The sequence below is a fragment of the Exiguobacterium sibiricum 7-3 genome (assembly GCF_000620865.1).
GTDB classification, from domain to species: Bacteria; Bacillota; Bacilli; order Exiguobacteriales; family Exiguobacteriaceae; genus Exiguobacterium_A; species Exiguobacterium_A sibiricum_A.
The window spans coordinates 200,961-213,238 of the sequence record NZ_KK211190.1 but is presented as its reverse complement, the minus strand read 5'-3'; the positions used below and the strand labels follow the sequence as shown (position 1 = coordinate 213,238).

General features: G+C 46.4%; 13 protein-coding genes. 6 read left to right on the top strand and 7 right to left on the bottom strand.

Annotated features, from left to right (window positions below; all coding sequences use genetic code 11):
• Positions 1 to 60: 60 nt before the first annotated feature.
• A complete protein-coding gene (locus P402_RS0102065) occupies positions 61 to 633 on the top strand; it encodes a 3'-5' exonuclease (protein WP_026827207.1) in 573 nt (190 codons plus the stop codon).
• Positions 634 to 683: 50 nt separating this feature from the next.
• On the opposite strand, the gene P402_RS0102060 is transcribed toward P402_RS0102065, so the two are convergent.
• From P402_RS0102060 to P402_RS0102050, 3 genes are all read right to left on the bottom strand, one after another.
• A complete protein-coding gene (locus P402_RS0102060; protein WP_026827206.1) occupies positions 684 to 1,799 on the bottom strand; it encodes an NADH-dependent flavin oxidoreductase in 1,116 nt (371 codons plus the stop codon).
• A 103-nt stretch (positions 1,800 to 1,902) separates the two neighbouring features.
• On the bottom strand, positions 1,903 to 4,008 hold the full coding sequence (locus P402_RS0102055) for an MMPL family transporter (protein WP_026827205.1): 2,106 nt from the start codon (positions 4,006 to 4,008) through the stop codon (positions 1,903 to 1,905).
• Positions 4,009 to 4,068: 60 nt separating this feature from the next.
• Positions 4,069 to 4,863 carry a hypothetical protein gene (locus P402_RS0102050; protein ID WP_235188803.1) on the bottom strand — a complete coding sequence of 265 codons (795 nt, stop codon included), beginning with the start codon at positions 4,861 to 4,863 and terminating at the stop codon, positions 4,069 to 4,071.
• A 115-nt stretch (positions 4,864 to 4,978) separates the two neighbouring features.
• Between P402_RS0102050 and P402_RS16805 the strand changes: the two genes are divergently transcribed.
• Positions 4,979 to 5,155 (top strand): YycC family protein, encoded by a 177-nt coding sequence (locus P402_RS16805; RefSeq protein ID WP_081776595.1) that lies wholly within the window; start codon positions 4,979 to 4,981, stop codon positions 5,153 to 5,155.
• 63 nt (positions 5,156 to 5,218) lie between these two features.
• On the opposite strand, the gene P402_RS0102040 is transcribed toward P402_RS16805, so the two are convergent.
• Positions 5,219 to 5,701, bottom strand: a complete 483-nt coding sequence (locus P402_RS0102040; RefSeq protein ID WP_026827203.1) for a hypothetical protein — start codon at positions 5,699 to 5,701, stop codon at positions 5,219 to 5,221.
• 217 nt (positions 5,702 to 5,918) lie between these two features.
• The gene (pulA, locus tag P402_RS0102035) at positions 5,919 to 7,931 is read right to left on the bottom strand and encodes a type I pullulanase (RefSeq protein ID WP_026827202.1); all 2,013 of its coding nucleotides are present in this window, start codon (positions 7,929 to 7,931) and stop codon (positions 5,919 to 5,921) included.
• Positions 7,932 to 8,092: 161 nt separating this feature from the next.
• On the opposite strand from pulA, the gene P402_RS0102030 reads away from it, so the two are divergent.
• Complete coding sequence (locus P402_RS0102030) at positions 8,093 to 8,587, top strand: YajQ family cyclic di-GMP-binding protein (RefSeq protein WP_026827201.1); 495 nt, start codon at positions 8,093 to 8,095, stop codon at positions 8,585 to 8,587.
• A gap of 48 nt (positions 8,588 to 8,635) precedes the next feature.
• Here P402_RS0102030 and P402_RS0102025 read toward each other — a convergent pair whose 3' ends face one another.
• Positions 8,636 to 9,418, bottom strand: a complete 783-nt coding sequence (locus P402_RS0102025) for a 3-hydroxybutyrate dehydrogenase (RefSeq protein WP_026827200.1) — start codon at positions 9,416 to 9,418, stop codon at positions 8,636 to 8,638.
• A 114-nt stretch (positions 9,419 to 9,532) separates the two neighbouring features.
• On the opposite strand from P402_RS0102025, the gene P402_RS0102020 reads away from it, so the two are divergent.
• From P402_RS0102020 to P402_RS0102010, 3 genes are all read left to right on the top strand, one after another.
• Positions 9,533 to 10,417 carry a LysR family transcriptional regulator gene (locus tag P402_RS0102020; RefSeq protein WP_026827199.1) on the top strand — a complete coding sequence of 295 codons (885 nt, stop codon included), beginning with the start codon at positions 9,533 to 9,535 and terminating at the stop codon, positions 10,415 to 10,417.
• 87 nt (positions 10,418 to 10,504) lie between these two features.
• Positions 10,505 to 10,918: a carboxymuconolactone decarboxylase family protein gene (locus P402_RS0102015; protein WP_026827198.1), complete on the top strand. Its 414-nt coding sequence runs from the start codon at positions 10,505 to 10,507 to the stop codon at positions 10,916 to 10,918.
• Between the two features lie 63 nt (positions 10,919 to 10,981).
• On the top strand, positions 10,982 to 11,575 hold the full coding sequence (locus P402_RS0102010; protein ID WP_026827197.1) for a metallophosphoesterase family protein: 594 nt from the start codon (positions 10,982 to 10,984) through the stop codon (positions 11,573 to 11,575).
• 75 nt (positions 11,576 to 11,650) lie between these two features.
• Here P402_RS0102010 and P402_RS0102005 read toward each other — a convergent pair whose 3' ends face one another.
• Positions 11,651 to 12,256, bottom strand: coding sequence for a hypothetical protein (locus P402_RS0102005; protein ID WP_026827196.1), 606 nt, complete (start codon positions 12,254 to 12,256; stop codon positions 11,651 to 11,653).
• Positions 12,257 to 12,278: the final 22 nt, after the last annotated feature.

Here is a 12,278-nt window from a genome sequence, read left to right as displayed (position 1 = left end):
AAAGACGAACATGCATTCTGAATCGAAATACGGTATGCTGTTTAAAAAAGGAGAGATGATATGGAACCTTATACACTGGCGATCGATTTTGAAACAGCTAATCGGAACAGCCGTAGTATCTGCGCTTTCGGCTGGTCCATTTTATCCGAGGGGAAAGTCATCACAAGCCAACAAGTTTTGATCAACCCGGAGGAAGACTTTGATGCCGGCAACATCCGTGTCCACGGCATTCGGCCGAGTGACGTCTGGGATGCACCGGCCTTACCGGAGGCAATGACAACACATGGCTTGTTTGATTTGATCGAAAATGCAGAGCTTATCGTCGCTCATAATGCGGCATTCGACATGGGTGCACTCCAAAAAGCGATTCAAAAATACGACTTGTATCAAATGCCGCCGTTTCAGTACGGCTGTACGGTCAAGTTATCACGGAAACTGTATCCATGGTTGCCGAACCACAAGTTAAATACGATGGCAGAATTTTTAAATGTCTCGTTTAAGCACCATGATGCCAAGGAAGATGCCTACATCTGCGCCTTGTTGCTGCAGGATATGTTGGACCGGACAAATATCGAACATCCGGTCGAGCTGCACCGTTTTTGTGGTGTCCGGATGGGTGAAGTCGCTTACTGACACTAAAAAAGGAGCAACTCAGAATTCTGAGTTGCTCCTTTTCGTATTTCTTATTTTGTTGTTTGTTTGATTGGGAACCAGCCTGGACGGCTCGTGATTCCTTGCCATAATGCATCCGGTACGACGAGTTCTGCTTGTGCTGACGGATCGAGTTCAGTCCGGATTGAATCTGTTTCTCCCGCTTCCACTTTTTCGACCCATTTCGGTTCCATGATCAACTCACGACCAAGCGCGACGAGTGGCACGACTTCAAGCGAACGCTCGACTTCTTCCGGCGTATGAAGTGAACCGACACCGATGACCGGAACCTGTTGACCGACACGCTCTTGTACAAGGCTGATCGGTGAACGCGTTTCATTCTGATCACGAATCGATCCGGCAAAGAAGTCCATGACGGAAACGTGCAAGTAGTCGAGGTCTTTTTTCGCAAGAGCATCGACGAGTTGCATCGTATCGTCGAGTGTAATTCCCGGATTTTCAACTTCTTCCGGTGAGAAACGGTAACCGACGATGAATGATGGATCTTGTTTTGCAACAGCTTCGACCGCATCAACAACTGCCAGCGGGAAAGCCAGACGTTTTTCAAGACTTCCGCCCCATTTGTCATCACGACGGTTTGAGTGTGGAGAAACGAATTGTTGAATTAAGTACGTGTTCGCACCATGAATCTCAACTCCGTCAAATCCAGCTTCCATCGCACGGCGTGTCGCTTGACCGAACGCTTCGATGATCGCATCGACTTCCGCTGCTTCAAGTGCACGTGGTGTCATTGCGCCTTCACGTTCTGGTGCTACTGCGCTTGCACTGACAGTTTGTCCGCCGACGAGTTCCGGTGGTGCCATACGACCTGCGTGGAAAATTTGCAGAATCGCTTTTGCGCCTTGATCTTGGATCGTTGTCGCAAGACGTTTCAGGCTCGGAATCAATTCATCGCGTTCTGCGCCAAACTCATTCGGGAATCCTTGACCGTCTGCCGTGACGTTGGCACATGCTGTGATGACTGCACCGACTCCACCTGAACGTTCTGCGTAGTATGCAAGCTCCGCTTCTGAAACTTCACCGTTTTCTTCCGCCGCGTAGTTTGTCATCGGCGCCATCATAATCCGGTTTTTAAGTGTCACTCCGTTTGGAAGTGTAAACGTATCAAACATCTTTTCATTAGCCATTGAAGCATATCCTCCTCTGAAATCTTAACTTGAATATCGTCAGTATACGCTCGTCCTGCTTTAAATGACTAATGATGTGCTTCACTGATGTTCTGAGTACTTATCAGATCCGGTATTTTCGTTTTCGCCGTCCGCCCGGCCACCACCAGTTCCAGTGTCCGAACAGCTTCATCAATGCCGGAACGAGAAGCATCCGAACGATGGTCGCATCAATGAAAATCGCCAAAGCAATCCCGACACCGAGCTGTTTGATCGGACTGACTCCTGTAAAAGCAAATGCGCCGGTGACGACAATCATGATTAAAGCGGCAGAGGTGATGATTTTACTCGTTTTCGCCAGTCCCATTTCCGTCGCGAGATCATTATTCCCGGTCTCATCGTAGTATTCTTCCATTCGTGAGACGAGGAACACTTCATAATCCATCGACAATCCGAAGACAAGCGAGAAGATGAAGACCGGTGTTAAAATACCGATTGTTTCGGCCGGGAAAACCAAGCCTGATTCAAATAAAATGACGAGTAAACCAAATGTTGCACCGAGGCTGAGCAGATTCATCAAGATTGCTTTAATCGGAATCAGGATCGACTGGAACGCAAACAACAGGATGATGAATGTCGCAAGCAAGACAAGACCTAACGCAAGTGGCATCTTCGAGTAGATTTCATCATAAATTTCCTGATTAAAGGCTGCGGGTCCCCCGACTTGATACCCTTGATCCCGCACTTCGCGGACCCATTTTTGTGAACTCTTGTCTCCCGGATCTCCCGTCAACTTGACATTGATCCTAGCAATGCCTCGATCAAATGCAATCAAAGGCGCCAACTGTTCTTTCCCCTGTTCACTCGCAGCAAGCTGGGAAACGGTCCGTCCGTTTGCTTCAGCCAGCGCCGTCGCTGAAACGACACTGCTTACTCCGCCATCTGCTTCGAGTCGTGTCGTCAACGCTTCCAGTTTTTCGACACCTTGTTCCGTTTGAAAATCAGCTTTCAGTAAGACGACGGCATCGATCCCATCGTCGCCAAAAGTTTTTTCCCACGCTTCAAAAGCGAGGCGTGATTCATAATCTTCCGGTAACGCGCTTGCTTGCGGAATGTTCAGCTCTAAATCACGCAATGGAATTAAGCATGGCAACAGCAGGAGCAACGAAAATAAACTGACGGCAACCGGACGCTTCATGACGAACCGGGCCAACTTACGCCACCGGACTTCGCCTTGCTCCGAGTCAGCCTTGAAAATCCGCCCTTTTTCCAGACTCCCCCCTAGCAGTGCGAGCAGGGCAGGTAGCAAGGTAACAGCACTGATGACGGCCCCGAGCACCGAGACCAATGTGCCGATTGCGACCGCTTGAAACACGTCGACATCAATGACGAGCAAACCCGCCAACCCGACGAACACACAAATCCCGGAAAATAAAATCGATCGTCCGGCTGTCGCGACCGAGACTTCCGCTGCCGCCGTAATCGACCGTCCGGCAGTCCGTTCTTCCCGGAAACGATTGACGTAAAGCAAGGAAAAATCGATTCCGAGGGCAAGTGAAATCATCGCTACGGCATTTAAGACAAAGATTGATAATTCCTGTTGTCCAGCGATGAAATACAGCGTCCCGGCCCCGAAAATGAACGTGACGAGACCCATGATGAGCGGCAAGATGGCAGCAAGTGGAGTACCAAAAACGAGAAATAAGACAAGTAACGCTGCCGGTACCCCAATCAATTCAGCCCGGACCAAGTCATTTTTCGATGCTGTATTTAAGTCGTCGACGATTAACGGTTCTCCTGTTAGTCGAATCGTACTACCGTCTTGTGGATCGAGCTTTTCCTGCACTGCCTTCACCCAAGACGGTTCAATGTTCGGTATCCCGATTGAAACGTATCCTTTTCCGTCTTTTAAAGCTTCCGGATTTTCCTGTACCCCGACGACCTGTCCGACGCCTTGAATGGTCCGAAAAGCAGTGACGTGACGCTCCATTTCCTGCCGGATGGTTTCTGTTTCTCCTTCAAACAAAACGATAATTTGATGAGGGTCCTGCTTAAATTCTTGTTCCAACGTGCGTTCGACTTGTTGAAATTCTCCGTCCCGGGTAAAGCCGTTTCCTTTAAGCTGATCCGGTAGTTGCACCGCAAAATAACCAAGCAGAAGCAACAAGACTATCCAGGTGACACTGATACCTTTTCGAAAACGGACGACGTATTGACCAAAACGTTCCATCTGTCATCTTCCTCCCCGTATACAAAACACATCCTTCGCCTGCTAAGACAAAGGATGTGTTTACGTCTTTTGAAAAATTTGGAGCCACGTATTTCCGAAATTCGCCGACGTCGAAACGATGGCCAGACGCTGTGCCGCTTCATCCAGCAAAACCGTCTTTAACAGGACGGAAGACTGGCACCCGTCAAATTTAAATTTCAGTTGATCTTTTTCATATAGATAGAATCGGTTGGCATCCGTAATGGAAAACAGATGGTGTCGGCTATCGACCAGCAAATAATCGTCGTACTCGGAAAAAGGAATCAATTGTTCATGTTCCGTAAACGCATCCCAAATGACATAACGCGACTGAGTCACATCATAGGAAATCATCGTTGCCGGTGCCAACAGACGTTCGAACGCATACTGCGGATGATAACCCCGTTCAATCAAACGTCCTAATAAAGGAGCTTCGTCATAATCCGAGAAAGTTCCTTCCTGTTCTTCAAAACAATAACGAACGACATCGGTCTCAGCCGAGTACATAAAAATTTGATTGCCTCGCCATTCATAAAGATTACTGAACCATGCATCAGCAAAGATGACGGGACGATTCATATATTGGAGACATCCGTCTCTTAAATCTAGTAAACCAAACAGTGAAGTTTCTTCAAAAACGATGAACACACGGTATCCGTCCGGTTCAAAGAACCAGGTGAACGGAACATACGCACATGCTGTCTCCCATCGTATTCTCAAATCCAGATCACATTTTGTAAACCCGCCTTGATCCCGATATAAAATCAGGTCATCGCCGAATCGGTCAAAGAGTGAAACAGATTCATGGAACAACAGCTCAGCGGCTGGTTTATACATACGCATCACTTCCTACTTCCTACGGTATCAACCTTCTTCATTTCTAGCTACTGTCGATGCGCTCCAAGAACATGTCCTGTATACTAAAGCTAAACAAAAAGGAGGTATGTAAACTATGAAACCCCTACAACTGTCTGCTGATACAGCTGTTGAACTTTCGAAACGTCTCAATGTGCCGCTCGAACAGTTAATGCATATGCCACGGCATATTTTGATTCAAAAACTGGTCGAATTAGAGACTGAACAATCCAAGTCTTCACCTGCAGATGACACATCTTCACAAGACAAATGATGAAAATATGCCCTTCTTTCTTGCACTGATTGCAGGAAGAGAAGGGCATTATTTTGCATATCCTCATGATTGCGGATTGTATTCGGACTTTCCGTAACGAAATACATTGACGATTGCTTTTCCATCACTCGGATAACCGTTCGGATGATCGATCGGAAATAACGAGAAGAAAATGAAGTAGAACGAGAAATAGGCGAATTGATACGTAAAAATCGAAGTTTCAAAGACGCCTGCATAAATCAAACCGTTCACGATCAAGATGCTCGCCAGATTAAAGATAGCTCCACCGGCGTAGACGGTGATGTTCGTAAATTTATTTTCATGACGAAGTGCCTCATACTGACACCATCCGTCCCAGAAATAGACACGATTTAAGCGGATGGGTCCGACACGTAATAACGATTTTCCCGATCCGATGTTGATTTCCATATTGCCGCCGAATAGGCGTGCGAAAAAATAATGACCCATCTCATGAATTAACGTGACGATTGGTAATAACAAAAAAAACGAGAAGAAAAATTTCCAGATATCATTGAAGCCGAACATAAGATACATCCTTTCAAAAAACCAGCACTCTAAATACTACTTATAGTATGTTCCCCTAAGCATTGAATTAAAACAGTAAACGTGAAAAATCATTAAGTCATTACGATGACACCGCAACACGACTGTCACGTTCTGGACTGCAGGGCTGTATTAAAAAAATCGGAGTCCACGTTAGTGAACCCCGATTCTTCCGATTTTCCCATTCTTTGAAAATACGTCATTTATTATTCTTGCGTCTTTTGTTCGCTGCATACAGCAAACCAAGAATCGTCAGTGCAGCGCCACCTGCCACCGCATATTTTTTATAATCTGCTTTCCGTTCGGCAATGACCGTCGTCGATAGTGCTTTTACGATAAGTTGTTTTTCTTCATGCAGACGAGGGGCATGGATTTTTACAACCCCTTCTTCGACGAGAATTTCGAACTCGCCGCTCGGTAACTCGATTGTCACATCGTGTTCCGTCGCATTGTGGTACACCCGCTGACGTTCAACATATCCTTCGTACGTTCGTTTCAATTCATAGGCGATGATGCCTTCTCCTTCTTCAAGGAAACGGAGATGTTTCCGGATCATCGCTGTGTTTTCCAGACGGAACATCGGATACTGACGCCGCAGGGCAATCAACCCTTTGACATATTCGACACCAAAACGGAATTGTTCTGCCCGCTCATAATCCAGTTGATTAACGATTTCTCCGGAATTGAAGCTGTCACGAATGCCATTTTTCGTCCGGAAAAATTCTTGACCCGCATGCAAAAACGGAATGCCTTGTCCGGTTAAAATAATCGCATTCGCAAGCATTTGCCGTTTCCGGCGGATCTCATCCGTATCTTCCGGCCGTGACACGGACAATTTATCCCAAATCGTCAAATCATCATGTGCTTCGACATAAGAAACGACTTGATTCGGTTCATCCGCAAACCCTTGAGAAGAGACGTTTCCGGCGATTCCCCGTTTGACTTCACTTGTCCGCTCAAAAGCCCCACTGATAAATCCTCGATCAAGCGGTGTCTGAACGTCACCTTTGACACCATCACGTAGTCCGTTGTTGAAATGGGCGATTCCCGGCATCTGTGGCGCATTAAAGTAGTTGGCTTTTTGATCGACTGCGAGTGGTGTGTCGAGATCCCACCCTTCACCGATAATCAAGATGGATGGATCAATCCGGTCGAGTGCATGACGGACTTGATTCATCGTTTCGATATCATGTAATCCCATCAAGTCGAACCGGAATCCGTCCAGATGATACTCTTTTGCCCAGTACGTTACACAATCGAGAATGAACTTACGCATCATGAAACGTTCTGATGCTGTGTCGTTTCCACAAAAGCTTCCATTCGAAAGTGTTCCGTCTGCTGCCTGCCGGTAAAAATAACCCGGGACGAATTGTCCGAGTGGTGCCGTTTCCGCATCATAGACGTGATTAAAAACCACGTCCATTACGACACGAATACCTCGGTCGTGCAAAGCTTGAATCAAGGCTTTTAATTCCCGGATCCGCGCTGCCGGATCATCCGGGTTGGACGAGTAGGATCCTTCCGGCGCAAAATAATTGACGGGATCGTATCCCCAGTTGTAGTTATCCGGATCGTTCGGCGCTGCCTCATTAACTGAACCGAAATCATAAATCGGAAGCAGTTGGACATGCGTCACACCTAAATCCGTCAGATAATCAAGCCCCGTCAATCCGCCTGATGGTGTCCGTGTCCCTGCTTCCGTCAATCCGCGAAAAGTTCCACGCTCGATAACCCCACTCGCCGAATGGCTCGTCGCGTCCCGAACATGTAATTCATAGATGACAGCATCTTGTGACGAGTGGAACAGAGGGCGTTCTTCAATCCAACGCTCCGGTTGAGTGGTGGACGGATCAATTAATGCTCCCCGTTTGCCATTTGTCCCGACTGCTTTCGCATACGGATCGACCGCTTCGACTTTCTGTCCGTTGATGCTGGCTTGAAACGTATAAAAGTAACCTTCATACACAGCACGATCCAGTTCGACGACGAATGTCCCCTGCTGATCTGCCGCCAATTCAAGTTCTTCAACTTTCCTTGCCCGCAATGTCCGGTACAAACGAATCACGACACGTTCCGCCGTCGGTGCCCATAAACGGACCCGTATCGTTTTTTCATCAAAGGTCGCTCCTAAATCCGATCCTCTATAGGCATACCGCTCATCCAGCTCTTCTGGTGTGAGCGTCAACATATCTGCTGTTTGTTTCAAAGCCATGCACCCCTTTCATTTCATGGTTTTCATTATAACAAAATTTCATACAGATGAACGATTCGACTGTCTCTCTTCCTTTTTCTTTTGCCGAAACTTCAGCGTGAAGTCAAAGCATCTGCGGACAAATATGCTAAAATGGTTGTGGAACGAAAGGGGAGATTTTTATGGCAGCAAAAGACAATTCATTTGATATCGTGTCACAAATCAACATCGAGGAAGTCAAAAACGCGATGCAAGTCGCTTTAAAGGAAATCACGAACCGCTTTGATTTCAAAGGATCAAAAAGCGACATGAAACTCGAGAAAGAAGATTTGATTCTGATCTCAGATGACAATTTTAAACTCGATCAAGTCAAAGACGTCCTGACAGCTAAACTCATTAAACGCGAAGTCCCGACGAAAAACCTGCAATACGAAAAAGTCGAGCAGGCAGCCGGAAACACGGTCCGTCAACGCGTGATTCTCAAAAGCGGAATCGATCGTGATGATGCTAAAAAAATCAACAATGCCGTCAAGGAATCAAAACTCAAGGTCAAAACTCAGATTCAAGACGATCAAATCCGTGTCACAGGAAAATCGCGGGATGACTTACAGCAAGTCATGCAAATCGTCCGCGAATTGCCATTATCGGTCGACGTTCAGTTCCTCAATTTCCGTTAAGTATAAAAATCCCTTTCTCTAGCTTGGAGAAAGGGTATTTTTTCGTTCTTATTGAGCCGTATATCCCCCATCAAGTACAACCGCTTGACCGGTGACACCGGCTGCTTTGTCACTCGCGAGGAAAATCGCGTAGTCCGCAATTTCTTTGACTTGCAGTAAACGGTGTTGCGGCACCAATGGATAGATGACTTCTTCAAGTACACGGTCGAGTGGCACATTCCGTGTTTCGGCAAGCGAAGACAATTGTTTTTGGACGAGTGGTGTATCGACATAACCCGGGCAAATCGCATTGACGGTAATACCGGATGTCGCCCCTTCAAGTGCTGCGACTTTCGTCAAACCGATGACACCGTGTTTCGCACTGTTGTAAGCCGCTTTACCGGCAAATCCGATTAATCCGTTAATCGATGACATGTTTAAAATACGGCCGAATCCTTGTTTTTTCATGATTGGGAAGACATATTTCGTATACAGGAACGGCGCACGCAACATGATACTTTGCAGTAAATCGAATTTTTCAGTCGAGAACTCTTCGATTGGTGAGACGTGTTGCATACCGGCATTGTTAATGACGATATCGATTCGTCCATAATGACTCATCGTTTGTTCGATACTTGACTGAATCGCAACTTCACTCGTGACATCCCCTGCCACAGCAAAGGCTTCAAATCCTTTACTTTGAAGTGTTTCTGCCGCCTGTTTCGCTGCATTCTCCTGTAAATCAACAATCACGACTTTTGCACCTTCTTGCGCAAATTCTTCTGCGATCTCAAGACCGATCCCACTTGCTGCTCCGGTAATCAATGCGACTTTTCCTTCAAGTTGTTTCATCTTCATCTACTCCTCTTTACTCGTTTGTTTCTTTTACTGTACGCTTAGACAATAAATAATAAAAATGAATACTTGTTATGATAGATATAACAAAAACGAATAGGAGTGAATCAGATGGATTTTCGCCAATTGGAATATTTTACGGAAGTCGCCCGCTTCAAAAGTTTTACCCGGGCAGCGGATCACCTCCATGTCACGCAACCGACACTCAGTAAAATGGTCCGCCATTTAGAAGAAGAACTGGATATCGAACTGTTTGATCGGAGTAAACGGCAAATTGTGTTAACGGATGCCGGGGAAACGTTACTTGTCGAAGGTGAAAAAATATTAAATCAGCTCGCTGATCTGCCATCCCATCTCTACGACGTCATGCACTTGACGAAAGGAACAATCCGAATCGGTGTACCGCCTCTGATCGGTTCCTTATTTTTCCCACGTCTGCTTCGCCTGTTCCGTGAACGTTATCCGATGGTGACGATTGAAATTACAGAAGCCGGTGGACATGCGCTTGAAAAGGCCGTCGTTGCCGGTGAAGTCGATTTGATTGCCACCGTCTTTCCGGCCGATGAACATTTGACGGTGTATCCCTTTATTGAAGAAGAACTGCATTTATTTTTACCGGAACACCATCCGCTTGCTGACCGGTCGTCGATTGCACTGGCGGATGTCGCCGAGATGCCGTTCGTTCTCTTCAATGAAACCTTCTCCCTTCACGATGTCGTCTTACAGGCTTGCGAAGCGGCAGGTTTTCAACCGACGATCGCCCATGTCAGCTCGCAATGGGACTTCTTGTGCTTACTCGTCGCTGAAGGCAATGCCGTGACCGTTCTTCCACGGTCTTTAGCTCAACAAATGACGATCAACGGTGTTAAGACGATTCCGCTTGATGTCCGTGTGCCATGGCAACTCGGTGTCGCTGTTCCAACCGGGCGTTATCAGTCCTACGTGACGCGGGAATGGATTCGGTTTGTTCGAGAAATCCATTCCTTAAAAGAATGACAAGTATAAAAATCATGTATTTGTAGCATGAGTATTCTTCCTTTAAGATAAACCGTATCGTTCATAACAGAAAGGAAGTTATTCATCATGGCTACAGACTTAAACAACAGACACGAAGTAGGACTAAAAAAATTAAACGAGTTTACAGATACAAATTCTGCACAATCGACGCACGAAAAAATCGCCGAGTCGTTAAAAGACATCGCACCGGCAGTCGGCGAATGGATTACAGATTTTGCTTACGGTGAAGTCTACAGCCGGAACGGACTTGTCAATCGTGACCGGGCAATCGTCACGATTGCTACACTTGTCACACAAGGGACAGAGCCTCAGCTTGCTCTTCATATCAATACTGGATTAACAGCCGGATTGACAGGAAACGAAATCGTTGAAGCCATCATGCATCTCGTTCCTTACACTGGCTTCCCCCGTGTTCTTAATGCACTCGAAGTCGCAAAAGTTGTCTTTGCTGAACGCGGTGTCACAGTCGACCCAGCTTAATTAAAAATAGGATGAGCAGCATGAAACGCAGGGTATACTCTTAGTACAAGGGAGCGATGCCAGATGCAGTATGCACTCATCACGGATTTGCACAGTTCATTATCCGATACACGTGCTGTGTTGACAGATATTCAACAGACGGCTCCGCAAGCCATTGTCTTTTCGCTCGGGGATGTCCATGAGTGTCACATCGGAAAAAAGCGGGCCAAACGGTATACGTTTGAAGAAATCGAACAAATCGTGACGCTTGATCCCGATTTTTTGAAATTGCTGTTTTTTGAGACGTTGCTTGGAAATCAGGAAGAACGCTTGTTTTCATTGATTCCAATGGGGATATCCAGTCATCTCGATCAACTGCGCTCATCAGATCGGACGAAGCAAATAGCGTCGGCTTTGTTCATTCATGGTGATCAATTGAAATGGAGCTATGATTTGACGCCTGATACATCCTCTTATCCGGACCGGCTCTTGTTTTTTGGACACAGCCATGTGCACGGATTATTTAAAGAGGGTAAACGTCTGGCCATTCATCATGATATTCCGATTTCCATCAAACGTGGCCGTTATGCCATCAACGTCGGACCGGTTCTGGTCGAACGCGAATGGTTACTATACGATACGACGGCCGAAACCATCACCTTTCATCAAGTCAAATGAATATCTGACATGAAAAAAATCCCCCGCTTCATTCACAGCTCGTGAATGAAGCGGGGGATTTTGATGTCGTCTCTTTTACAGAGAACGAACAAGTGAAGCGCGAACTAAATCAACTTGTGTAAATTCTGTTTTATCGGCAAATTGATTCACGACACGGCGAACTTCACCTTGACGGCGGACGAAGCTTGTTGGAACCGGTGTTTTCCGGACAAGTTGCTCATACAATGTCGTCAACTGATGATCATCGATGACAGTCGTCATTTGATCGAGGAATAACAAAACATGGAGACGGTTCAAATAATCCCACGGCTTGTCTTCCGAACGAAATTCATTTCGTGCCAACCATTTCTTCAGACCGATAGCATCGATTTGATTCAACGTCTCTTTTGTACGGGGAGCTTTCCATAACGCCAATAACTCACCGAGTTTTTTGCGCGTTTGTTTTTTTGCCATGAAGAACTCGAAGTTACTTTTCGTATCGAGTGCGTCACCGCTGATCGGAGCAATTTGATCAGCTCCTGGTGCTGTCACGAAATCTAAGATGAAATCGACTGATTCGCCTGGCAGCCACGTGGCAACCTTTCCGTGAAAATCAGCAATAAAAGCGATGGATGCAGCCAAATCTTCCTGATTCATTTGTGTAGATGCGTGCTGTAAACGTTCCATTGTCTCTTTGTTCATATGATAACCCCATCTTTAATCT

Bases quoted from the DNA above. Each gene is read 5' to 3' on its own strand.
- P402_RS0102065 (WP_026827207.1), top strand. From the start codon at position 61: ATGGAACCTTATACACTGGCGATCGATTTTGAAACAGCTAATCGGAAC.
- P402_RS0102060 (WP_026827206.1), bottom strand. From the start codon at position 1,799: ATGGCTAATGAAAAGATGTTTGATACGTTTACACTTCCAAACGGAGTG.
- P402_RS0102055 (WP_026827205.1), bottom strand. From the start codon at position 4,008: ATGGAACGTTTTGGTCAATACGTCGTCCGTTTTCGAAAAGGTATCAGT.
- P402_RS0102050 (WP_235188803.1), bottom strand. From the start codon at position 4,863: ATGTATAAACCAGCCGCTGAGCTGTTGTTCCATGAATCTGTTTCACTC.
- P402_RS16805 (WP_081776595.1), top strand. From the start codon at position 4,979: ATGAAACCCCTACAACTGTCTGCTGATACAGCTGTTGAACTTTCGAAA.
- P402_RS0102040 (WP_026827203.1), bottom strand. From the start codon at position 5,701: ATGTTCGGCTTCAATGATATCTGGAAATTTTTCTTCTCGTTTTTTTTG.
- pulA (WP_026827202.1), bottom strand. From the start codon at position 7,931: ATGGCTTTGAAACAAACAGCAGATATGTTGACGCTCACACCAGAAGAG.
- P402_RS0102030 (WP_026827201.1), top strand. From the start codon at position 8,093: ATGGCAGCAAAAGACAATTCATTTGATATCGTGTCACAAATCAACATC.
- P402_RS0102025 (WP_026827200.1), bottom strand. From the start codon at position 9,418: ATGAAACAACTTGAAGGAAAAGTCGCATTGATTACCGGAGCAGCAAGT.
- P402_RS0102020 (WP_026827199.1), top strand. From the start codon at position 9,533: ATGGATTTTCGCCAATTGGAATATTTTACGGAAGTCGCCCGCTTCAAA.
- P402_RS0102015 (WP_026827198.1), top strand. From the start codon at position 10,505: ATGGCTACAGACTTAAACAACAGACACGAAGTAGGACTAAAAAAATTA.
- P402_RS0102010 (WP_026827197.1), top strand. From the start codon at position 10,982: ATGCAGTATGCACTCATCACGGATTTGCACAGTTCATTATCCGATACA.
- P402_RS0102005 (WP_026827196.1), bottom strand. From the start codon at position 12,256: ATGAACAAAGAGACAATGGAACGTTTACAGCACGCATCTACACAAATG.